24 protein-coding genes are annotated in these 22,605 nt (G+C 57.1%); 23 read left to right on the top strand and 1 reads right to left on the bottom strand.

All coding sequences use genetic code 11. The features are described 5' to 3' along the window. The 6 genes from V7680_RS01040 to thiE all read left to right on the top strand — a co-directional run. Positions 1-250: transketolase-like TK C-terminal-containing protein (locus V7680_RS01040; protein WP_442954950.1), on the top strand; the 250-nt coding region annotated here is incomplete at its 5' end. Positions 251-288: 38 nt separating this feature from the next. Further along, positions 289-1,293, top strand: a complete 1,005-nt coding sequence (gene gap, locus V7680_RS01035) for a type I glyceraldehyde-3-phosphate dehydrogenase (RefSeq protein WP_335651424.1) — start codon at positions 289-291, stop codon at positions 1,291-1,293. Between the two features lie 19 nt (positions 1,294-1,312). Beyond that, positions 1,313-2,518 (top strand): phosphoglycerate kinase, encoded by a 1,206-nt coding sequence (locus V7680_RS01030; protein WP_335651423.1) that lies wholly within the window; start codon positions 1,313-1,315, stop codon positions 2,516-2,518. A 13-nt stretch (positions 2,519-2,531) separates the two neighbouring features. Then, positions 2,532-3,419: a fructose bisphosphate aldolase gene (locus tag V7680_RS01025; protein ID WP_335651422.1), complete on the top strand. Its 888-nt coding sequence runs from the start codon at positions 2,532-2,534 to the stop codon at positions 3,417-3,419. A 23-nt stretch (positions 3,420-3,442) separates the two neighbouring features. Continuing rightward, a complete protein-coding gene (locus V7680_RS01020; RefSeq protein ID WP_335651421.1) occupies positions 3,443-4,120 on the top strand; it encodes an O-methyltransferase in 678 nt (225 codons plus the stop codon). Between the two features lie 6 nt (positions 4,121-4,126). Beyond that, on the top strand, positions 4,127-4,756 hold the full coding sequence (thiE, locus tag V7680_RS01015) for a thiamine phosphate synthase (RefSeq protein ID WP_335651420.1): 630 nt from the start codon (positions 4,127-4,129) through the stop codon (positions 4,754-4,756). Between the two features lie 4 nt (positions 4,757-4,760). Here thiE and V7680_RS01010 read toward each other — a convergent pair whose 3' ends face one another. After that, positions 4,761-5,006 carry a hypothetical protein gene (locus V7680_RS01010; protein WP_335651419.1) on the bottom strand — a complete coding sequence of 82 codons (246 nt, stop codon included), beginning with the start codon at positions 5,004-5,006 and terminating at the stop codon, positions 4,761-4,763. A gap of 165 nt (positions 5,007-5,171) precedes the next feature. Between V7680_RS01010 and efp the strand changes: the two genes are divergently transcribed. The 17 genes from efp (at position 5,172) to V7680_RS00925 (ending at position 22,591) form a co-directional block, all read left to right on the top strand. Continuing rightward, entirely contained in the window at positions 5,172-5,735 is a 564-nt protein-coding gene (gene efp / locus V7680_RS01005; RefSeq protein ID WP_335651418.1) for an elongation factor P, read from the top strand. 128 nt (positions 5,736-5,863) lie between these two features. Further along, positions 5,864-6,682: an inositol monophosphatase family protein gene (locus V7680_RS01000; protein ID WP_335651417.1), complete on the top strand. Its 819-nt coding sequence runs from the start codon at positions 5,864-5,866 to the stop codon at positions 6,680-6,682. Positions 6,683-6,786: 104 nt separating this feature from the next. Then, on the top strand, positions 6,787-7,161 hold the full coding sequence (gene ndhC / locus V7680_RS00995) for an NADH-quinone oxidoreductase subunit A (RefSeq protein WP_335651416.1): 375 nt from the start codon (positions 6,787-6,789) through the stop codon (positions 7,159-7,161). 47 nt (positions 7,162-7,208) lie between these two features. After that, complete coding sequence (locus tag V7680_RS00990; protein ID WP_176279511.1) at positions 7,209-7,724, top strand: NuoB/complex I 20 kDa subunit family protein; 516 nt, start codon at positions 7,209-7,211, stop codon at positions 7,722-7,724. A gap of 1 nt (position 7,725) precedes the next feature. Further along, positions 7,726-8,508 (top strand): NADH-quinone oxidoreductase subunit C, encoded by a 783-nt coding sequence (locus V7680_RS00985; protein ID WP_335651415.1) that lies wholly within the window; start codon positions 7,726-7,728, stop codon positions 8,506-8,508. Between the two features lie 108 nt (positions 8,509-8,616). Next, positions 8,617-9,849: an NADH-quinone oxidoreductase subunit D gene (locus tag V7680_RS00980; protein WP_335651414.1), complete on the top strand. Its 1,233-nt coding sequence runs from the start codon at positions 8,617-8,619 to the stop codon at positions 9,847-9,849. Continuing rightward, complete coding sequence (locus V7680_RS00975; protein WP_335651413.1) at positions 9,849-10,514, top strand: complex I 24 kDa subunit family protein; 666 nt, start codon at positions 9,849-9,851, stop codon at positions 10,512-10,514. The genes V7680_RS00980 and V7680_RS00975 overlap by 1 nt, the downstream gene beginning before the upstream one ends. A 209-nt stretch (positions 10,515-10,723) precedes the next feature. Then, positions 10,724-12,058, top strand: a complete 1,335-nt coding sequence (nuoF, locus tag V7680_RS00970) for an NADH-quinone oxidoreductase subunit NuoF (RefSeq protein ID WP_335651412.1) — start codon at positions 10,724-10,726, stop codon at positions 12,056-12,058. A gap of 2 nt (positions 12,059-12,060) precedes the next feature. Further along, positions 12,061-14,076 (top strand): NADH-quinone oxidoreductase subunit NuoG, encoded by a 2,016-nt coding sequence (nuoG, locus tag V7680_RS00965; protein ID WP_335651411.1) that lies wholly within the window; start codon positions 12,061-12,063, stop codon positions 14,074-14,076. Between the two features lie 154 nt (positions 14,077-14,230). After that, complete coding sequence (gene nuoH / locus V7680_RS00960; RefSeq protein ID WP_335651410.1) at positions 14,231-15,289, top strand: NADH-quinone oxidoreductase subunit NuoH; 1,059 nt, start codon at positions 14,231-14,233, stop codon at positions 15,287-15,289. After that, on the top strand, positions 15,286-15,771 hold the full coding sequence (gene nuoI, locus V7680_RS00955; protein ID WP_176279037.1) for an NADH-quinone oxidoreductase subunit NuoI: 486 nt from the start codon (positions 15,286-15,288) through the stop codon (positions 15,769-15,771). Before nuoH ends, nuoI begins: the two co-directional genes overlap by 4 nt. A gap of 187 nt (positions 15,772-15,958) precedes the next feature. After that, the gene (locus V7680_RS00950) at positions 15,959-16,582 is read left to right on the top strand and encodes an NADH-quinone oxidoreductase subunit J (RefSeq protein ID WP_335651409.1); all 624 of its coding nucleotides are present in this window, start codon (positions 15,959-15,961) and stop codon (positions 16,580-16,582) included. Then, a complete protein-coding gene (nuoK, locus tag V7680_RS00945; RefSeq protein WP_067198924.1) occupies positions 16,579-16,884 on the top strand; it encodes an NADH-quinone oxidoreductase subunit NuoK in 306 nt (101 codons plus the stop codon). Before V7680_RS00950 ends, nuoK begins: the two co-directional genes overlap by 4 nt. A 4-nt stretch (positions 16,885-16,888) precedes the next feature. Continuing rightward, complete coding sequence (gene nuoL / locus V7680_RS00940) at positions 16,889-18,889, top strand: NADH-quinone oxidoreductase subunit L (RefSeq protein WP_335651408.1); 2,001 nt, start codon at positions 16,889-16,891, stop codon at positions 18,887-18,889. Next, the gene (locus tag V7680_RS00935; protein ID WP_335651407.1) at positions 18,889-20,427 is read left to right on the top strand and encodes an NADH-quinone oxidoreductase subunit M; all 1,539 of its coding nucleotides are present in this window, start codon (positions 18,889-18,891) and stop codon (positions 20,425-20,427) included. Before nuoL ends, V7680_RS00935 begins: the two co-directional genes overlap by 1 nt. Beyond that, a complete protein-coding gene (nuoN, locus tag V7680_RS00930; RefSeq protein ID WP_335651406.1) occupies positions 20,427-21,881 on the top strand; it encodes an NADH-quinone oxidoreductase subunit NuoN in 1,455 nt (484 codons plus the stop codon). Before V7680_RS00935 ends, nuoN begins: the two co-directional genes overlap by 1 nt. Then, positions 21,800-22,591, top strand: coding sequence for a biotin--[acetyl-CoA-carboxylase] ligase (locus tag V7680_RS00925; protein WP_335651429.1), 792 nt, complete (start codon positions 21,800-21,802; stop codon positions 22,589-22,591). The genes nuoN and V7680_RS00925 overlap by 82 nt, the downstream gene beginning before the upstream one ends. Positions 22,592-22,605 lie beyond the last annotated feature (14 nt).

Raw genomic sequence — 22,605 nt, 5'->3', positions numbered from 1 at the left:
GATGCCATGCGCTGAATTATTTGACGGGCAAAGCGATGCCTATCGCAGTGAACTGCTTGGCGGTGACGCTGTGCTGCGGGTCTCGATCGAAGCCGGCACGACTATCGGCTGGGAACGCTATACCGGCCTGAACGGAATGCGGTTCGGTATCGACTCTTTCGGAGCCTCGGCGCCGATCGACGACCTGTTCGCCCATTTCGGCTTGACCGTGGATGCGATTACCCCGCAGATATTAAAGAAAATTGGCTGAATTTCGCCGGTAAATTTGAATTCAAAGGAGCAAAATAGATGACGAAAGTAGCAATTAACGGATTTGGCCGGATCGGCCGCCTTGTGGCCCGCGCAATTCTCGAACGTGATGATGATGGCCTTGAGCTGGTCGCGATCAACGATCTCGCGGATGCCGAATCTAACGCGCTGCTTTTTGCCTATGACAGCGTTCATGGCCGCTTCCCCGGCGAAGTGACCGCCCATGGCGATCATATCATGGTCAATGGCCAGAAAATCGCCGTAACCTCCGAGCGCAATCCTGGTGATCTGCCGCACGCAGCGATGGGCGTGGATATCGTGCTCGAGTGTACCGGCTTCTTCCAGTCCAAGGATGCAGCGCAGCCGCATATCGATGCCGGCGCGAAGCGCGTATTGATCTCGGCACCGGCCAAGGGTGATCTGAAAACGGTTGTCTTCGGGGTCAACCATGACGTCCTGACGTCATCGGATGTCATTGTTTCTAATGCTTCTTGTACAACAAACTGCCTGGCGCCGGTCGCCAAGGTGCTCAACGATACCGTCGGCATCGAACGCGGTTTCATGACCACGATCCATAGCTATACCAATGACCAGCGGATGCTCGACCAGATCCACAGCGATATGCGTCGCGCCCGCGCCGGTGCGGTCAACATGATCCCGACGACCACGGGTGCAGCCCGGGCCGTTGGTCTGGTGTTGCCGGAACTGAACGGCAAGCTCGACGGCTCGTCGATCCGCGTCCCGACACCCAATGTCAGCCTGGTCGATCTGGTGTTCACGCCGGGCCGCGATACCAGCGTCGAGGAAATCAACGGAGCGCTGAAAGCCGCGGCAGACGGCCCGATGAAGGGCGTATTGGTGTTTGAAGACAAGCCGCTGGTTTCCAGCGATTTCAACCATCAGCCCGCGAGCAGTTCGGTCGACAGTCTCGAAACAACGGTGATGGACGGCAAGCTTGTCCGCGTCGTCAGCTGGTATGACAATGAATGGGGCTTCTCCAATCGCATGATCGATACCGCCAAAGTGATGGCCGGCTTGATCTAAATCATAAAGGCTCTCAATAATGTCTTCTAAAGACTTTAAAACGCTGGATGATATCGGTGACGTTCAGGGGAAGCGCGGCTTGGTCCGCGTCGACCTGAACGTCCCGATGGCGGACGGCAAGGTGACCGACGATACGCGGCTGCAGGCTTTGTTGCCGACGGTCATCGAATTGGCGGATAAGGGTGCAAAACTGCTGTTGCTGGCGCATTTCGGTCGCCCCAAGGGCGAATATAGGCCGGAATTTTCGCTCGAACCGGTGGTCGCTCCTTTGGCTGCGGTCCTCGGCCGGGATGTGGGTTTCATGCAACGCCCGGACGCGGACGCGATTGCCGCTCTGCCCAATGGCAGCATCACGGTGATCGAAAACAGCCGCTTTGCTGCGGGTGAAGAGAAAAATGATCCCGCCATGGCCAAGATGATCGCGTCCTTCGGCGACTTTTACGTCAATGATGCTTTCTCGACCGCGCATCGCGCTCATGTCACCACCGAGGGGATTGCCCATTATCTGCCGTCTTACGCCGGTCGTTCGATGGAACGCGAATTAACTGCGCTTGATAAAGCTCTGGGAAACCCCGAACATCCGGTCGCAGCAGTGGTCGGTGGCGCCAAGGTTTCGAGCAAGCTCGACGTCTTGCGGCAAATGGTTGAAATAGTGGACCATCTGATTATCGGCGGCGGCATGGCCAATACGTTTCTCGCCGCGCGCGGCGTGAATGTCGGCAAATCCTTGTGCGAGCATGATCTGGCGGATGTCGCGAATGAAATATTGGCAGCCGCTGACAAGGCCGATTGCACGGTTCATCTGCCTTATGATGTGGTGGTCGCCAAGGAATTCAGGGCCAATCCGCCAACCCGCACGGTCAATGTTCACGAGGTCGAGGCCGACGAAATGATCCTGGATATCGGTCCGGCTGCGGTTGAAGCTTTGTCCGACGTGCTCAAGACCTGCAAGACTCTGGTCTGGAATGGTCCGCTGGGTGCATTTGAAACACCGCCTTTTGATATGGCGACGGTTGCTCTGGCAAGAACAGCGGCGGCGCTGACCAAAGAAGGGCAATTGCTTTCGGTTGCCGGCGGTGGCGATACGGTGGCCGCGCTCAACCAGGCGGGCGTAGCGGACGACTTTAGCTTCGTGTCGACTGCCGGTGGCGCTTTCCTTGAATGGATGGAGGGCAAGGTGCTGCCCGGCGTGGAAGCACTGAAACAGTCCGATAAAAAAATATAATGGGAATCGAAAAATGGCGAATAGCGAAATGATGAAGAAAATTGAAAATGGTCAGGGCTTTATCGCCGCGCTGGACCAGAGCGGTGGCTCGACGCCAAAAGCACTGGCCGGCTACGGCATTGGCGAAGATGCGTTTTCGAATGATGACGAAATGTTCGGGCTGATCCACAAGATGCGCAGCCGCATCATCACCGCGCCAAGCTTTGGCAGCGGCAAGGTTATCGGTGCGATTCTGTTCGAGAAAACCATGAACGGTGAAGCCGACGGCAAGCCGGTTCCGGAAGCTTTGTGGGATCGCGGCGTTGTGCCTTTTCTGAAGGTCGACAAAGGACTGGCCGACGAAGAAAATGGCGTTCAGCTAATGAAGCCGATCCCCGATCTCGACGATCAGTGCAAGAAGGCCGTCGCCAAAGGCATGTTCGGGACCAAGATGCGTTCGGTCATCAACAAGGCGAATGCCAAGGGCATCGCCGCCAATGTCGCGCAGCAATTCGAATTCGGCAAACAGATATTGGCCAACGGACTTGTGCCGATCATCGAACCGGAAGTGAATATCAAGAGCGACGAACGCGCGGAATGCGACAAGATATTGCTCGGCGAACTGACCAAGCAGCTTGATGCCCTGGCCGACGACCAGCGGGTGATGCTGAAATTGTCGATCCCGGTCGAGCCCAATTTGTACAAATCCCTGGTCGACCATCCGAAAGTGGTCCGTCTGGTAGCGCTGTCGGGTGGTTTCTCGACCGATGACGCTTGCGAAGGACTGGCTCAGAATGAAGGCATGATCGCCAGCTTCAGCCGCGGATTGCTTCAGGATTTGCGCGTTTCGCAAAGCGATGAGGAATTTGATGCCGTGCTCGGAAGCGCGATCGACAAGATCTACCGGGCGTCGATTGCTTAATTGCCGAACCTGAGGAATTCACCTTGCAGAGCGCCGATCCCAGCTGGTCCGATGTTGACGATTATATCGTCAATCATTTGATTGGCGAGGATCCGGCGCTCGATGCTTGTCTGGCCGCCAATGCCGCCGCAGGACTGCCACCGATCGATGTCTCGATAACCCAGGGGCGGATGCTGGAATTGCTGGCGCGCGCCAATCGGGCGGAGAATATCCTCGAAATCGGGACTTTGGGTGGATTTTCGGCGATTAGCCTGGCGCGGGGTCTTGGTCACAGCGGGAAACTGGTCACGCTTGAGCTAGAGCCGGATTATGCCGCTGTAGCTCGTCGGAATCTGGACAATGCGGGACAGGGCGAAAAGGTCGATATCCTTGTTGGAGAAGCGCTGGCAACGTTGCACGGCCTGGTAGAGCAGAGGCGGGCGCCTTTTGATCTGGTCTTTGTTGACGCCGACAAGCAGAATTACGCTTCCTATCTTGACTATGCGCTAAAATTGGCGCGTCCCGGCGCTTTACTGATTTTCGATAATGTTGTCCGCGAAGGTCGTGTCCTTGACCCAAGCAGCGATGATCCGAAAGTCCCGGGCACGCGCAAACTGTATGAAATGCTGAAAAACCACCCGCAACTGGACGCCACGGCTATACAGACCGTCGGAGCCAAGAAATGGGATGGTTTCCTGATGGCCGTCGTCCGGGAAGAGTGAACGAACATGATTGATCCGCGTTGCCAACTTTATCTGATCTCGCCGCTCGAAACCGGCGGTGATTTTCCGCAACAGCTGAAAGAAGCGCTGGAAGCGGGACCGGTCGCTGCGTTCCAGTTTCGGGTGAAAGATATTGACCAGCAGGAAGCGGCCCGGCTTGCCGCGCCGCTAAAGGCCCTGTGTGATGAACATGATGTCGCCTTCATCGTCAACGACGATATCGCGCTGGCCAAACAATTGGGCGCGGATGGCGTGCATCTGGGGCAAAGTGACGAGAATCTGAAAAATGCCCGCGCCGAACTGGGGCTGGATGTCCAGATCGGCATCACCTGTCACGATAGCCGCCACCTTGCGATGGAAGCGGGCGAGGGCGGTGCCAATTATGTGGCTTTCGGCGCATTTTTTCCAACCGAGACCAAGGAAACATTCCACACGCCGGACCTGGATATCCTCAAATGGTGGACGGCGATGATGGAAATTCCCAGCGTAGCAATCGGCGGGATCACGCCGGAAAACTGCCAGCCGCTGATCGAGGCCGGCGCTGATTTCCTCGCAATATGCGGCGCGGTCTGGAATGACCCTGAAGGTCCGGCCCACGCTGTCCGCGGTTTCAACGAGATTCTGGAAAGCAGCTAGCTTGCTAGGAAGAGCTGCGGGTCTTGCCGATGTTCGATGACAGATATTGGGCGACGAAACTGCTGACCGATGGCAGTGGAAAGCTGGGCATCTGTTCCATGTCGCGCAGATAGCCTTCAGTTGGCTTGAACGAACGCATCTCGCCGTTGCAAATCGAATAGCCGAACAGGCCAGCAGCCAGTACTCTTCCTTCGCGGGGAGCCACTTTTGTAAGATCTCCCGGGGATCGGACGATTTCTCTTTGCGTCATGATTCGGTAATAGCTCGCGAGCCTTTGGTCGTATTGTATGAAAAAGACCTGTGCCGGAATCTTGAAGCCTTTCCCGAAAGTCTTTCAGTGTCACCGGGCTTGCCTATTATCGGCCAGCAGATTACAGCGCCGCTCAATCAAACAAACGATCGAGCGAGACAAGCGATGAAAATCAGCGGTGTGGATATCCGTCCGGGCAATATATTGGAATATGAAGGTGGCTTGTGGAAGGTCGCCAAGATCCAGCATACCCAACCGGGCAAAGGCGGCGCCTATATGCAGGTCGAGATGAAAAATCTCATCGATGGCCGCAAGACCAATGTCCGTTTCCGCAGCGCGGATACGGTCGAGAAGGTCCGGCTTGATACCAAGACCTTTCAATATCTGTTCGCAGATGGCGACATGCTGACCTTCATGGACAAGGAAAATTACGAACAGCTGACATTGCCAGCCGATTTGCTTGGCGATGCGGTCGAGTTTTTGCAGGATGGCATGGATGTGCAACTAGAGCTTTACGACGAGAAGCCGATCTCCGTACAGCTGCCCGACCAGATCGAGGCATTGATTGTCGAAGCCGATGGCGTGGTCAAGGGCCAGACGGCTTCTTCCAGCTACAAGCCCGCTGTTCTCGACAATGGCGTCCGCGTGATGGTGCCACCGTTCATTTCGGCAGGAACCCGGATCATCGTTGACGTTTATGCCCGCGAATATGTTGGCAAGGTTTCCTAGGAATAATTCCCCTTCCCGGTTGCGGGAGGGGGCAGGGGCGGGCATGACTATGTTGCTCACCCGCTCTTTGAAAAATAGATAGACCCACCCACAGCCCCTCCCGTAAGCAGGAGGGGGGAGATAATTAAATGCCAGCACATTCCGCCCTTATCACCGTCATGGAGCGCGCTGCGCGCAAGGCGGGTTCGCGCCTGCGCCGGGACTTTGGTGAAGTCGAGCATCTCCAGGTGTCTAAAAAAGGCCCCACCGATTTCGTGTCCAAGGCGCATATGCACGCCGAGCGTATTCTCTATGACGAATTGTTGAATGTTCGACCCGGCTGGGGCTTCGTTCTCGAAGAGGGGGGCATGATTGAAGGCGAAGAAGGCAAGCCGCGCTGGATCATCGATCCGCTCAACGGCACGACCAATTTTCTCCACGGCATTCCGCATTTCGCGATTTCGATCGCGGTACAGGAGCCCTCGCTCGACGGGCGTGGCTGGGGCAAGATTACCAGCGGCCTGATCTACGAACCGCTCAGCGACCAGACATGGTGGGCGGAAATGGACAAGGGCGCGTGGCTCGGCGAGCGCCGTTTGCGCGTGTCGGCCCGTCGCGATATGTCAGAAGCCCTTATTGCCACCGGCATTCCCTTCAAGGGCCATGGCGATCTTAGCGAATGGGCGCGCATTTTCGGTGCCGTGGCACCACAGGTGGCGGGTATCCGGCGCAACGGTTCGGCCGCGCTCGATCTCGCCTGGCTGGCAGCCGGTCGTTATGACGGCTTTTTTGAAGCGGGGCTAAAAGTCTGGGACGTTGCTGCGGGCATTTTGATGGTTCGCGAAGCCGGTGGTTTTGTCACCGACTATACCGGCGGCGATCAGCCAATCGGTCAGGGTGAAATATTGGCATCGAATGAAGCGCTGCACAGCAAGCTGCACCGGATATTGGCGAAGTCGCTGCTGTAAGTGCGAATGGCTCGCAAATGGCCGCAAATTTAAGCCATTTCGACCTTGCGGCATGGGGAACCACTGCCTAAAAGCAGCCCGAATATTAGCGAAACGAGTCTATTGTGGTCGATCTTTCCGAATATGCACCTATTTTGTTGTTCCTGTTCGTAGCCGTTGGCTTGTCGACAGCCTTCGTGTTTCTGCCAATGGGCGTCTCGCGATTGACCGGAACCCATAATCCCAGCGCTGAAAAGCTCTCGGAATATGAATGCGGCTTTCCCGCCTTCGAAGATTCGCGCAGCCAGTTTGACGTGCGCTTCTATCTGGTCGCGATCCTCTTTATCATTTTTGACCTCGAAGCGGCGTTTCTATTCCCGTGGGCAGTGTCGCTTGATCTGACCGGCTGGGTTGGCTGGTCGACGATGATGGTGTTCCTCGCGGAATTGATCATCGGTTATATATATGCTTGGAAAATGGGAGCGCTGGAGTGGGATTAGAGGCTAGCACCACGGGTTCGGCGATACTCAACGCCGACGGTACGCCGATGCGGCCGAATACCGATCCCGACGAGGGGTTTTTCAAGGACCTGAATTCGGAAGTGAATGACAAGGGTTTCCTTGTCACGTCGACCGAAGAATTGTTCCAATGGGCGCGCACCGGCTCTTTATGGTGGATGACTTTCGGTCTCGCTTGCTGTGCGGTCGAGATGATCCACGTCAATATGCCGCGCTACGACATGGAGCGCTTTGGCGCTGCGCCGCGCGCCAGTCCGCGCCAGTCGGACGTGATGATTGTTGCCGGAACGCTCTGCAACAAAATGGCACCGGCTCTGCGCAAGGTCTATGACCAGATGTCCGATCCGAAATATGTAATCTCGATGGGCAGTTGCGCCAATGGCGGCGGCTATTATCACTACAGCTATTCGGTTGTCCGTGGTTGCGACCGGATCGTTCCGGTTGATATTTACGTACCTGGATGCCCGCCGACCGCCGAAGCCTTGCTCTACGGTGTGATGCAGTTGCAGCGGAAGATCCGCCGCATCGGGACGTTCGAGCGTTAATATGGCAAATTCCGCACCCACAATTTCCAGCAACACCGGCGTTGCTGCAAAGCTTGGCAAAGCCATTGGCGCTGCCTTGATCGATACGGTCGAGGCTTATGGCGAAATCAGCTTTACCGTCGAGCGCAGCAAGCTGGCTTCGGTGCTGGACAAGCTGCGCGACAAGCATGAATATCAGCAGCTGATGGAAATCGCCGGCGTCGACTATCCGGATCGTCCGGAACGGTTCGAAGTCTGCTATCATCTGCTCAGCCTGACCAAGAATCACCGCATCCGCGTCAAGGTTTCGACTGACGAGGATACGCCGGTGCCAAGCGTCACCCATATCTGGGAAGTCGCCGGCTGGCTCGAGCGCGAAGTGTTCGACATGTACGGCGTCTTGTTTGACGGCAATACCGATTTGCGCCGCATCCTGACCGACTATGGTTTCCAGGGCCACCCGTTCCGCAAGGATTTCCCGCTGACCGGCTATGTCGAGATGCGCTATTCCGAAGAAGCCAAGCGCGTGGTTTACGAACCGGTCAAGCTGGCACAGGATTTCCGCAGCTTTGATTTCATGTCGCCATGGGAAGGCGCGGATTATATTCTGCCCGGCGACGAAAAAGTGGGTGGCGTTGCGCCCCCGCCAACACCCAAAACAACAGACGACAAGAATGATACCGGCGCTGGCGACAAGGCCAACAAAGCAGCCGCCAAGCCGTCAAAGCGCAAAGAGTCGAAAGCAAAGAAGCCGGCTCCGAAACGGACCAAGTCGGGTACGCAAAAGAAGGGGGAGGGCAAGTGAGTTTCCGGCCCGCCAACCCGTTCGTCCTGAGCTTGTCGAAGGACATGGTCTGTCACAAGCCGGGCTTCGACAAGCTCAGCCCGAACGGCATTGAATCGGAGATATCAAATGTCTGACTATCTCGACGAAATGGACCATATCGCCGATGGCGCCGACCCGACGGTTGGCGATCTGGAAATCCAGAATTTCACGATCAACTTCGGTCCCCAGCATCCGGCCGCCCATGGCGTGCTGCGGATGGTGATGGAGCTGGACGGCGAAGTGGTCGAGCGGGTTGATCCGCATATCGGCCTGCTGCACCGCGGCACCGAGAAGCTGATCGAGCACAAAACCTATTTGCAGGCTTTGCCCTATTTTGACCGGCTCGATTATTGCTCACCGCTGGCGATGGAGCACAGCTATGTGCTGGCGATCGAGAAATTGCTCGATCTCGAAGTGCCTTTGCGCGGTCAATATCTGCGGGTGCTGTTCGCCGAACTGACCCGGATCTGCAATCACATGCTCAACATCGGCGCCCATGTCATGGACGTCGGCGCGATGACCCCGAATATCTGGGTGTTCGAAATCCGCGAGCAGTGCCTGGAATTTTTTGAACGGGCCAGCGGCGCCCGCATGCACAGCGCCTGGTTCCGGCCCGGCGGCGTGCATCAGGATGTGCCGCTGAAGCTGCTCACCGACATCGCCGACTGGCTGGATGAATTTCCGGTCCTGTTCAACGATGCGATGAGCCTGGTGGTCGACAACCGTATCTTCAAGCAGCGCAATGTCGATATTGCAGTCGTGTCGAAAGAAGATGCCGTGCGCTGGGGCTTCTCCGGTCCGGTATTGCGCGGCAGCGGTGTCGCCTGGGACCTGCGCAAGTCGCAGCCTTATGATGTCTACGACCGGATGGAATTTGACGTTCCGGTAGGCACGCGCGGCGATTGCTATGATCGCTTCATGGTCCGGGTCGAGGAAGTGAAGCAAAGCGCGCGGATCATGCGCCAGTGCCTCAACGAAATGCCCGACGGACCCGTTGCCTCCACCGACCGCAAGATCGTCCCGCCCAAGCGCGCCGAGATGAAACAGTCGATGGAAGCCTTGATCCATCATTTCAAATTGTACACTGAGGGCTTCCACGTCCCCGCCGGCGAAGTCTATGTCGCGACCGAAAGCCCCAAGGGCGAATTCGGCGTATATCTGGTCAGCGACGGCAGCAACAAGCCTTACCGCTGCAAGATCCGCCCGACTGCTTTCTCGCATCTGCAGGCGATGGACTTCATGACAAAGGGTCACATGCTGCCCGACGCCACCGCGATCTTGGGCGCGATTGATATCGTATTTGGAGAGTGTGACCGATAATGGCTGAGGCACCAACAATCCCCGACGAAATCGAAACCCGTGCCAAATGGGGCGATTTTGCGTTTACGCCTGCGAACGAGAAGCTGGCCAAATGGCAGATTGCGAAATATCCGGCTGGCCGCCAGAAATCGGCGGTCATGGCGTTGCTCGACCTTGCCCAGCGGCAGGTCGGCGCGGACACCAAGACGCAGGGCTGGCTACCGGTCCCGGTGATCGAATATGTCGCCGCCTATCTCGATATGCCCTATATGCGGGCCTATGAGGTCGCGACTTTCTACACCATGTATAATCTCGCGCCGGTTGGCCGTTTCCACGTCCAGGTTTGCGGCACCACGCCCTGCATGTTGCGCGGCAGTGACGATGTGATGGCCGCCTGCGCGAACAAGGGCCTCAACAAGGGCAAGACCACGCCCGACGGTCTGTTCACGCTGACCGAAGTCGAGTGCATGGGCAATTGCTCCAACGCGCCGATGGTGCAGATCAACGATGATAATTACGAAGACCTCGACTATGACATCATGACCCGGATCCTAGAGGATCTCGCGGCAGGCAAGGATATCAAGGTCGGTTCGCAGATCGGTCGCAAGACCAGCGAAGCCGAAGGTGGTCCGACGAATTTGAAGGCGATGGTTAAAGAAAATCACGATTACCGGGGGGAATGGTGATGGGATTTTCTGTGAACCGTTTTCCGTTCGTGTCGAGCATAGTCGAGACACATTGCGCGACAATCGGTCTCTCGACTTCGCTCGAGACGAACGGTGTCGGAAGGGAGCTCTAATGCCATGCAAGTCGACGGATATGCAGGCTGGATCGGGCTCGCGGTGGTCATCATCGGTATCGTTGGCGGCCTCTGGGGTCGTTGGAGGAAAAAATAATGGCGTTTGATTTCCTTCAGGACAAAGACCGTATCTTCACCAATGTCTATGGGTTCCAGTCATGGGACCTGAAGGCGTCTCAGAAGCGCGGCGACTGGGACAATACTGCCGATATCATCAAGCGCGGCAATGACAAGATTATCGAGGAAATGAAGGCCAGCGGCCTGCGTGGCCGCGGCGGGGCGGGTTTTCCGACCGGTCTGAAATGGTCGTTTATGCCGAAAGAAGCGCCGAAGGATAGCCAGGGCAATCCGCGGCCGAGCTTTCTCGTCATCAACGCCGATGAATCCGAGCCGGGCAGCTGCAAGGACCGCGAAATCCTGCGTAACGATCCGCACAAGCTGATCGAGGGCGCGCTGATCGCCGGTTTCGCGATGCGCGCGCGCGCCGCCTATATCTATATTCGCGGCGAATATATCATGGAAGCCAAGGTCATGGAGGCTGCCGTCAAGGAAGCCTATGACGCTGGCTTGATCGGCAAGAATGCCGCCAAATCCGGCTATGATTTCGACGTCTTCGTCCACCGCGGCGCCGGCGCATACATCTGCGGCGAAGAAACCGCGATGATCGAAAGCCTGGAAGGCAAGAAGGGCCAGCCGCGCCTGAAGCCGCCATTTCCTGCCGGTGCTGGTCTCTATGGTTGCCCGACTACGGTCAACAACGTCGAGTCTATTGCAGTCGTTCCGACGATCCTTCGGCGCGGCGCTGCCTGGTTCTCCAGCTTTGGCCGCGAAGGCAATCACGGGACAAAACTGTTCCAGGTTTCCGGCCATGTTGAAAAGCCGGCGGTGTTCGAGGAAGCGATGTCGATCCCGTTCAAGGATATGATCGAGAAACATTGCGGCGGTATCACCGGCGGCTGGGACAATCTGCTTGCAGTTATCCCGGGCGGTTCGTCTGTGCCTTTGGTGCCGGCCCATGAGATCATGGACGCGCCGATGGACTTTGACGGCCTCAAGGATGTCGGCTCCGGCCTCGGTACCGCTGCGGTCATCGTGATGGACAAGTCGACCGACATCGTCCGCGCGATCTCGCGGCTCAGCTATTTCTACAAGCACGAAAGCTGCGGCCAGTGCACGCCGTGCCGCGAAGGCACCGGCTGGATGTGGCGCGTGATGGAAAAAATGCGCGATGGCGACGCTGAAATCGGCGATATCGATACGCTCTACGAAGTCACCAAACAGGTCGAAGGCCATACCATCTGCGCGCTTGGTGATGCGGCTGCCTGGCCAATCCAGGGCCTGATCAAGCATTTCCGTCCCGAGATGGAGCGGCGCATTCGCGAGCACAAGGGCGAAGAGATGGCGCCCGAAATCATGGAGGCTGCGGAGTAGTTATGCCTAAAGTCACCGTAGATGGCATCGAAATCGAAGTGCCGCAAGGCGCGACCGTGCTGCAGGCCGCCGAGCTTGCGGGCAAGGAAATCCCGCGTTTCTGCTACCACGAACGCCTGAGCATCGCCGGCAACTGCCGCATGTGTCTGGTGGAGGTTAAGCCCGGACCACCGAAGCCTCAGGCGAGCTGCGCTCTGCCGGCTGCCGAAGGTCAGGAAATCCGCACCGACAGCGAAATGGTCAAGAAAGCGCGCGAAGGAGTGATGGAATTTCTCCTGATCAACCATCCGCTCGATTGCCCGATTTGCGATCAGGGCGGCGAATGCGATCTGCAGGATCAGGCGATGGCCTATGGCAAGGGCGGCTCGCGCTACGAAGAGAATAAGCGCGCGGTCACCGAGAAATATATGGGGCCGATCATCAAGACGGTGATGACCCGCTGCATCCACTGCACCCGCTGCGTGCGGTTCAGCGAGGAAGTCGCTGGCGTCGAGGAAATCGGCGCTATTGGCCGTGGCGAAGGTATGGAGATTACCTCTTATCTAGAAGGCGCTGTGCACAGCGAACTGAGCGGCAATGTCGTCGATCTCTGCCCGGTTGGCGCATTGACAAGCAAGCCTTATGCTTTTGAAGCGCGTCCTTGGGAATTGACCAAGACGCTTGGCATCGACGTGATGGACGGTGTCGGCACCAATATCCGCATCGACAGCCGTGGCCGCGAAGTGTTGCGCGCTCTGCCTCGCGTCAATGATGACGTGAACGAGGAGTGGGCGACCGACAAGACTCGCCACGCGATTGACGGGCTGATTAAGCGCCGTCTCGACAAGCCTTATGTGCGCAAGAACGGCAAGCTGGAAGAAGCAAGCTGGAACGAAGCATTCCAGGCGATTGCCGATGTGAACGCAGGCAGCTCGGTTGCCGCTATTGCCGGTGATCTGGTTGACTGCGAAACCATGTATGCGGCGAAAAAGCTGCTCAAGTCGATGAAGTCGGACATGCTGGAGGGCCGTCAGACCGGTCTTTCCTATGATGTCTCCAGTCTCGCTGCGGTGAACTTCAACTCTACCATCGCCGGTATCGAGGAAGCGGATGTGATCTTGCTGGTCTCGACCAACCCGCGCTGGGAAGCATCTCTGGTCAACACCCGCATCCGCAAGGCTGTCCGCAAGGGCGGCGCGAAGGTTTATGGCATCGGTCCCGAAGCGGACCAAACTTATCCGGTCGAATGGCTGGGCGACGATATGGGCTTGCTGGCGAAGCTGCCCAAGGCTCTTGCCGACGCGCTGAAGGGCGCTGAACGGCCGGCCATCATTCTCGGTGGCGGTGCGCTCAGCATCGAAGGCGCGCATGGCGCAGCGCTCAAGCTGGCGAGCAAATATAAGCTGATTCGTGATGGCTGGAACGGCTTTAACGTCCTCCACATCGGTGCTTCGCGCACCGGTGGCCTGATGCTCGGCTATGCCACTGACGGCGGGATCAAGGCGATTGCGGCGAAGAAACCGAAATTGCTGTTGGCGCTCGGCGCGGATGAAATGAATTACGAAGCGTTCAAGGACAGCTTCAAGGTCTTCATCGGCCATCATGGCGATGCCGGTGCCCATGCGGCGGACGTGATCCTGCCTGGCGCTGCCTATACCGAGAAGAACGGCACTTATGTCAATCTCGAAGGTCGAGTGCAGCGTTCGAACAAGGCGATCTTCGCGCCCGGTGACGCGCGCGAAGACTGGAGCATCTTGCGGGCGCTGTCCGATGTGATGGGCAAGACTTTGCCATTTGACAGTTTCGCGGAATTGCGCGCCAATATGGCGAAGGATCATCCGGAACTGGCGCAGGAAGGTCTGGTGACGCTCGAATGGTCGCCGCCAACCGGCTTGCCCGACAAGCCAACGGGGCAGGGCGTCCATCCGATCAAGGATTTCTACCTTACCAACAGCATTGCCCGCGCGAGTGCGACGATGCAGCGCTGTTCCGCGGAATTGCTGCATGCCGATGACGAGATTATGGAGGCGGCGGAATGATGCAAACTGCTACCTTTTTTCCTCCTTGTGCGAAGCACGGGGAGGGGGACCGCGCGAAGCGTGGTGGAGGGGCCTTAGCCTCGACCAGTTGCCCCTCCGTCGCGCCTTCGGCACGCCACCTCCCCAAAGCTGCGCTTCAGGGAGGAAATATTAAATGACCGAATATCTCCAGACCACATTCCTGGGTGCCGAGCTCGGCTGGTTCGTCGCTACGCTCGCACTGATACTCTTGATCGCGCTGCCGCTGATGCTGGCCGTCGCGATGATCATCTATGTCGACCGGAAAATCTGGGCGGCGATGGCGCTGCGCCGCGGCCCCAATGTGGTTGGTCCCTTCGGCTTGCTCCAGAGCTTCGCCGATGGCCTGAAAGTATTCCTGCAGGAAACCATCATTCCTTCTGGCGCCAACAAGGGTCTTTTCCTGCTCGCGCCGATCATCACCTTCACCGTTGCTTTGCTCGCATGGGCGGTTATCCCGTTCGGCGAAGGCATGGTTTTGGCCAACATCAATATCGGCTTGCTCTACATTCTCGCGATCAGTTCGCTGGGCGTGTACGGCGTGGTTATCGCCGGTTGGGCGAGTAACTCGAAATATCCGTTTTTCTCAGCCATGCGCGCCGCCGCGCAGATGATCTCTTATGAAGTCTCAATCGGCTTCATCCTGATTTCGGTGGTGCTGTTCGCCGGAACCTTCAATCTTACCGATATCGTGCTTTCGCAAGAAGGACATCTTTTCGGGATGATCAACGCTTATGGTCTGAACCCGCTGCTGTTCCCGATGGCGGTGGTGTTCCTGATCGCCTCGATGGCGGAAACCGCGCGTCACCCGTTCGATCTGACCGAAGCGGAGAGCGAGCTGGTTGCCGGTTACCAGACCGAATATAGCTCGATGTCCTTCGCCCTGTTCTGGCTTGGCGAATATGCCAATATCCTGCTGATGTGCGCGCTCAACGTCATCCTGTTCTGGGGTGGCTGGTTGCCGCCGCTCGATGTCGACTGGATTCCGTGGTTCGATATCCCGGGCATCATCTGGCTGTTCGGCAAGATGTTCTTTTTCTTCTTCATCTTCAGCTGGGTGATGGCGACGGTACCGCGCTACCGCTATGACCAGCTGATGCGTCTGGGCTGGAAAATATTCCTGCCGCTGAGCCTGCTGTGGGTTGTTCTCGTCAGCGGATATGTGATGATCGACAAGTTTGGATTGCCGCTATGAGTATCGCACAACATATCAAAGCCTTCACCCTTTGGGAATTTCTCGGCGCGCATATGCTGACGCTGAAATATTTCTTCAAGGCGAAGAAGACGATCAACTATCCCTATGAGAAGAACCCGATTTCGCCGCGGTTCCGGGGAGAGCATGCTTTGCGCCGCTATGCCAATGGCGAGGAACGCTGCATCGCGTGCAAGCTGTGCGAAGCGGTCTGCCCGGCTCAGGCAATCACTATCGAGGCCGAACCGCGCGAAGATGGCTCGCGCCGTACCACGCGCTATGACATCGACATGACCAAGTGCATTTACTGCGGCTTCTGTCAGGAAGCCTGCCCGGTTGATGCGATTGTCGAAGGTCCGAATTTCGAATATGCGACGGAAACGCGCGAAGAGCTGATTTACGACAAATCGAAACTGCTGGAAAACGGCGACAAATGGGAGCGGGCAATCGCGGCAAATCTTGCTGCCGATGCGCCCTACCGGTAATGGGCGCTGTGGTGATTCCAATGGGGGAAAATGTGCAAAAATATGCTGAACTTTTCCTCCTTGTGCGTAGCACGGGGAGGGGGACCATCCGCAGGATGGTGGAGGGGCCACGCGCCGTCCTCACTTCGTTCGGCCCCTCCGTCGCGCATTCTGCGCGCCACCTCCCCAAAGCTTCGCCTCAGGGAGGATGTGTGTAATGCAAATATTTGCTTTCTATCTATTCGCATCCATCGTGCTTGCCAGCGGTGCTTTCTGCATCTTTGCGCGCAATCCGGTGCATAGTGTTTTGTGGCTGATCCTGGCGTTTTTCAACGCTGCGGGCCTGATGGTTCTGGTCGGCGCGGAATTTATCGCGGCGCTTCTGGTCATCGTCTATGTCGGTGCCGTGGCGGTATTGTTCCTGTTCGTTGTGATGATGCTCGACATTGATTTTGCCGAACTGCGGGCCGGTTTCATGAAGCACCTGCCGCTCGGACTGTTGCTCGCCGTCATATTGGCGGCAGAGCTGATTATTTTTGGTGTCATGTCCTGGTCATCTGCCGGAATGGGCGATGCCAATGCGGTTGTCGGCCTGCCGGAAGGCGCGCCTTCGAATATCGAGCAACTGGGCGCTTTGCTCTACACCAAATATGTTTTCCTGTTTGAAGCCGCGGGCATGATCCTGCTGGTCGCCATGGTTGGCGCAATCGTTCTGACCCACCGCACACGCAGTGGCGTGAGAAAACAGAATATTGCCCATCAGGTCGCTCGTCGGCCCGAAGACGCAACCCGCAACACGCAGCCTGAAGTCGGTAAAGGGGTCGAGCTATGATCGGTATCGAACATTATCTCGTCGTCAGCTCAATCCTGTTCGTGATGGGCATGCTCGGCATATTTCTCAACCGCAAGAATATCATCATCATCCTGATGGCGATCGAATTGATCCTGCTCGCGGTGAACCTCAATTTTGTCGCGTTCAGCGCCTTTCTCGGCGACATGACCGGGCAGGTTTTCGCCATGTTCATCCTGACCGTGGCCGCAGGCGAGGCCGCCATCGGGCTGGCTATTCTCGTGATTTATTTCCGTCAGCGCGGTACCATTGCCGTCGATGATGTCAACCGGATGAAGGGATAAGGCTTTGGCTATCCAGCTAATCGTATTCCTGCCCCTGCTGGCAGCGATAGTCGCAGGTTTTGGTAACCGCATCATCGGCAATGTACCCGCCAAGGTCATCACCACCGGCGCGTTGTTTACCGCTTGTGCGCTGAGCTGGCCGATATTCATCGGTTTTGTCAGCGGAACCAGCACCGCCGAAGTCGTGCCCATTATGACCTGGATCATTTCGGGCGATCTGAATTTCGACTGGTCCTTGCGCGTTGATACGCTGACCGCAGTGATGCTGGTGGTCGTGACCACCGTCTCCGCGCTCGTCCATCTCTATTCATGGGGCTATATGGATGAAGATCCGGACCAGCCGCGTTTCTTCGCCTATCTGTCGCTGTTCACTTTTGCCATGCTGATGCTGGTGACCGCCAATAATCTGGTCCAGATGTTTTTTGGCTGGGAAGGCGTTGGTCTGGCGTCCTATCTGCTGATCGGTTTCTGGTTCAAGAAGCCCAGCGCCAATGCCGCCGCAATCAAGGCCTTTGTCGTCAACCGCGTTGGTGACCTCGGCTTCATGCTCGGTATCTTCGGTACTTTCCTGGTGTTCGGCACGGTGTCGATCCCCGAAATTCTCGAAGCCGCTCCTGCGATGGCCGGTTCGTCCATCACTTTCGCTGGCATGCGCCTCGATACCATGACCATCCTCTGCTTGCTGCTGTTCATCGGCGCGATGGGCAAGTCGGCGCAGCTCGGCCTGCACACATGGCTGCCGGACGCGATGGAAGGCCCGACACCGGTTTCGGCCTTGATCCACGCCGCCACCATGGTCACCGCAGGCGTGTTCATGGTTTGCCGGCTGTCGCCAATGTTCGAAACCAGCCCCGTCGCCTTGACCGTTGTAACCGTGGTCGGCGCTGCCACCGCGATATTCGCCGCGACCGTCGGTCTGGTCCAGAATGACATCAAACGGGTGATCGCTTATTCGACCTGCTCTCAGCTCGGCTATATGTTCTTCGCTGCTGGTGTTGGCGCATATAATGTTGCGATGTTCCACCTGTTCACCCACGCCTTCTTCAAGGCGCTTTTGTTCCTCGGCGCCGGTTCGGTCATCCACGCCATGCACCACGAGCAGGATATGCGCTATTATGGCGGGCTGCGGAAAGAAATTCCACTGACCTTCTGGGCGATGATGGCCGGTACGCTGGCGATCACCGGGGTCGGTATCTATTGGCTACACGCCGGTTTTGCCGGTTTCCATTCCAAGGATGCGATCATCGAGGCGGCGTTCGCTTCGGGTAGCCAGGTTGGCCAATTTGCCTTCTTCATTGGCGTACTCGCCGCCTTGCTCACCAGCTTCTACAGCTGGCGGCTGATGTTCCTGACCTTCTGGGGCAAGCCGCGCTGGATCCAGTCCGAACATATCCAGCATAGCGTCCACAAGACGCCAGAGCAGGCTGGCGATGACACGACCGGTGGCTATCATCCGCATGAAAGTCCTTTGACGATGCTGGTGCCGCTGGGTCTCTTGTCGATCGGCGCAGTGTTCGCAGGCTTTGTCTTCAGCCACGCGTTCATTGACGACGGCAATTTCTGGAACGGCGCGATCGCTTATGATGCCGGACTGATGCACGCGATGCATGAAGTGCCTTTATGGGTTAAACTGTCGGCTACCGCCGCGATGCTAACCGGTCTCGCAACCGCCTATTTCATGTATTTCCGTGGAACCGACCGTCCGGCGCGTCTCGCCGCGACCTTCAGCCCGCTCTATGCATTTTTCTTCAACAAATGGTATTTCGATGAGCTTTATGACCGGATATTCATCCGCCCCGCATTCTGGTTCGGACGACTGTTCTGGAAGAAGGGTGACGAAGGCACGATTGACCGCTTTGGCCCCAATGGCATTGCAGCGGTTATCGCTAGCGGTTCCGGCGTGATGAAGCGCTTCCAGAGCGGATATCTCTATACTTATGCGCTCGTCATGTTGCTCGGCCTCGCTGCCGCCGCGACGTGGATTATCGTGCAGGGAGCCAGCTAATGAACCAGCTTGATTTCCCGATCCTGTCCCTGATGATGGGGCTGCCCATGCTGGCAGCGATTATCTGTCTGTTCCTCAACGCGCAGGCGGCACGCTGGCTGGCACTAGTTACAACGCTGGTGCTGTTCGTGCTTGGTGTGGTCCTCTGGGCCAATTACGATATCGGTGGTCCGCAGTGGCAATATGTTGAGCGGGCAGAACCGTTCGGTAGTTTTGCCTGGGCACTGGGTATCGACGGCATTTCTATGATGCTGATCATGCTCACCGTCTTCCTGATGCCGATCTGTATCGGTGCCAGCTGGGAAACGATCCAGACGCGGGTCGGCGAATATATGGCGGCCTTCCTGTTCATGGAAGTGCTGATGATCGGCGTGTTTGCAGCGCAGGACATCTTCCTGTTCTACATCCTGTTCGAGGCAGGCCTGATCCCGATGTATCTGATCATCGGTATCTGGGGCGGTGCCAACCGGATTTACGCCAGCTACAAATTCTTCCTCTACACCTTGTTTGGTTCGGTGGTGATGCTGATCGCGATGCTGTGGATGGTGCAGGATGCCGGAACCAGCGACATTCCGACCTTGCTCAACTATGATTTCGCACCCGAGGCGCAAACATGGCTGTGGCTGGCCTTCTTCGCCAGCTTCGCGGTCAAGATGCCGATGTGGCCGGTCCACACCTGGCTGCCGGATGCCCACGTTCAGGCGCCGACCGCCGGTTCGGTGATTCTGGCTGGTGTGCTGCTGAAAATGGGCGGCTACGGCTTCCTGCGTTTCTCTCTGCCGATGTTCCCAGAAGCGTCCGAGCAGTTCATCTGGCTGATCTTCGGCCTGTCGATGGTCGCTGTGGTCTACACATCTCTGGTTGCACTGGTGCAACAGGATATGAAGAAGCTGATCGCATATTCGTCGGTTGCCCATATGGCGATCGTCACGCTTGGACTGTTCGCGTTCAACCGGCAGGGTATCGAGGGCTCGATCATTGTGATGCTGAGCCACGGTCTTGTATCTGCAGCACTCTTCCTCTGTGTTGGCGTCATTTACGACCGCCTGCATACACGGGAAATCAGCCGTTACGGCGGGCTCGCGATCAACATGCCTAAATATGCGATCCTGTTCCTGTTGTTCACCATGGCTTCGATCGGCCTGCCGGGCACCAGCGGTTTCGTCGGCGAATTTCTATCGCTGATCGGCCTCTACGAGGTCAACAGCTGGGTCACGCTTGTAGCGACAACGGGGATCATCCTCGGCGCAGGCTATATGCTCTATCTCTATCGCCGGGTTGCTTTCGGTGAACTTGTTCACGAGGATGTCAAAGCGATGCCGGATCTGTCTGCACGGGAAATGGCGCTGCTTGCGCCGATCGCCGCTGCTGTAATGTGGATGGGTGTCTATCCCGAAAGCTTCATGGCTCCGATCCGCGGTGACGTTGGCGCGCTCGTTGCGCGTATCGACCGCGCGGCTCCTGAAGGCGACGCGCATCTTAAAATGGGCGAGGCCAAGGCCGTCGCCAAAGACCATGCCCAAGGGGAGGCACACTGATGGATATCGGAAATTCCCTTTGGCTGGTTTCGCCGGAAGTCTTTCTCTCGGCTTCCAGTCTGATCCTGCTGATGATTGCCGCATGGGGCGGCGACAAATCGGCTCGTCTGGTCACCATATTGTCGGCAGCCGCGCTTGTCGGCGCGTCAATCCTTTTGATGGTGCTGGCGCACGAGCCTGATTTCAAAGGCGGCGTTTACGCATTCTCTGAACAATATCGCATGGATGCCTTTGGCAGTTCTGCGAAATTCCTTATCTATCTTGCAGCGATTATCTCGCTGATGATTGCACCGCGTTTCTTCCAGGCCGGCGGCAAATATCGCGCTGAATATCCGATCCTGATTCTGTTTGCCTGTATCGGCATGGGGATGATGGTCTCGGCGACCGACATGATGACCCTCTATATCGGTCTGGAGCTGAACAGCCTGTCAGCTTATGTTCTGGCCAGCTTCATCCGCACCGACGTACGCTCTTCGGAAGCCGGTTTGAAATATTTCGTTCTTGGAGCGCTGGCCAGCGGCATGCTGCTGTTCGGTATCTCTCTGGTCTACGGTTTTGCCGGATCGACCAGCTTCGCCGTTATCGGTGATGCTCTGACCGGTGATCTTGCTACCGGCCCGCTGATTGGACTGGTTCTCGTCCTGTCGGGACTGGCGTTCAAGATCAGCGCCGTACCTTTCCATATGTGGACGCCGGATGTTTACGAAGGCGCGCCGACACCGGTCAGTGCTTTCTTCGCCAGTGCCCCGAAAGTGGCCGCCGTGGCTTTGACGACACGGGTGATCATCGATGCCTTTGGTGGCCAGACTTCTGCCTGGCAGCAGATCATCGTGTTCGTTGCTCTGGCTTCGATCATTCTCGGCGCGGTAGCCGCGATCGGTCAACAGAATATCAAGAGGCTGCTCGCTTATAGTTCGATCAACAATGTCGGCTTCCTGCTGATCGGTCTCGCGACCGGCACGGCGCAGGGCATTTCGGCGATGATGTTCTATCTGGTCGTCTATGTCGCGATGACTCTGGGCAGCTTTATCTGCGTACTGGAAATGCGTGACAAGGATGGCAAGCCGCTGGAAAGCCTGTCCAGCCTCGCTGGCCTGTCGCAAACCCGTCCGGGCCTTGCTGCGGCATTTGCGGTCTTCATGTTCTCGCTTGCCGGAATCCCGCCCCTGTTCGGTTTCTGGGGCAAGTTTCTGGTATTTGATGCTGCGGTCGCTGCGGGCATGTTGCCGCTCGCGGTCATCGGTATTGCTGCTTCGGTGATTGGTGCTTTCTACTATATCAAGGTCGTCAAGATCATCTATTTTGATGATCCTGCCAGCGAGATTGTTGCCACCGGCCACAAGACCGAAAATATCCTGATTGCGGTTCTGGCATTGTTCGTCTCGCCGCTGGGCTATCTGGCGATACCGTTCATGGCCCCGATCGCCAACGCAGCCGCGGCGTCGCTTTTCTGACTGTCCGCATAGAAACCGTCAAGCAAACCGCATCCACCAATGCGGACCTGAAGGCGCTTGCTGCACAGGGCAGCGCCATCGAAGGCTATTGGCTGCGGGCAGAGACGCAATCGGGCGGTATCGGACGTCTTGGCCGCAAATGGGAGAGTCCACAGGGCAATCTCTATTGCAGCACTGTAGTCGATATCCGGCCCGGTGATCCGTCGCCGTCATCTCTGTCCTTTGTCGCAGGACTGGCTGTATATACGGTGATACGTTCCTGTCTCCCGGGTACCGAGATGATCCTGAAATGGCCCAATGACATATTGGTCTCGCAAGCGAAAATCTGCGGCATCCTGCTGGAGCGGGTGAAGGATCAGGTAGTAGTCGGCATTGGCGTGAATGTCGCGGTGACGCCGGAAGTGGAAGGCCGGATATTGACCAGCCTGGCGGGCGAGGGCGCTACCATCGACGCCGCCGGATTTCTGGACCGTCTATCCGGTACATTCGCTGCTTTCGTTAAAGACTGGCGCGAGCTGGGAATTCCGCATATCCTGTCGGAATGGCAAAAGCTGGCCCATCCGGTTGGCAGCACCGTCACGACCAGCGATGAACGCGGCGAGAAAACCACCGGGGAATATGCCGGACTCACCGCGGATGGCGCACTCTGCTTGAGAAAAGCCGATGGAACGCTTATCGAAATACGCGCCGGTGATATTTCCATCGGATAGAAAGAAGAGTCGCT

The sequence above is a fragment of the Parasphingorhabdus sp. genome (assembly GCF_036963705.1).
Classification (GTDB): domain Bacteria; phylum Pseudomonadota; class Alphaproteobacteria; order Sphingomonadales; family Sphingomonadaceae; genus Parasphingorhabdus.
The sequence above is the reverse complement of the archived record's forward strand: the minus strand, read 5'-3'. Positions and strand labels throughout refer to the sequence as shown.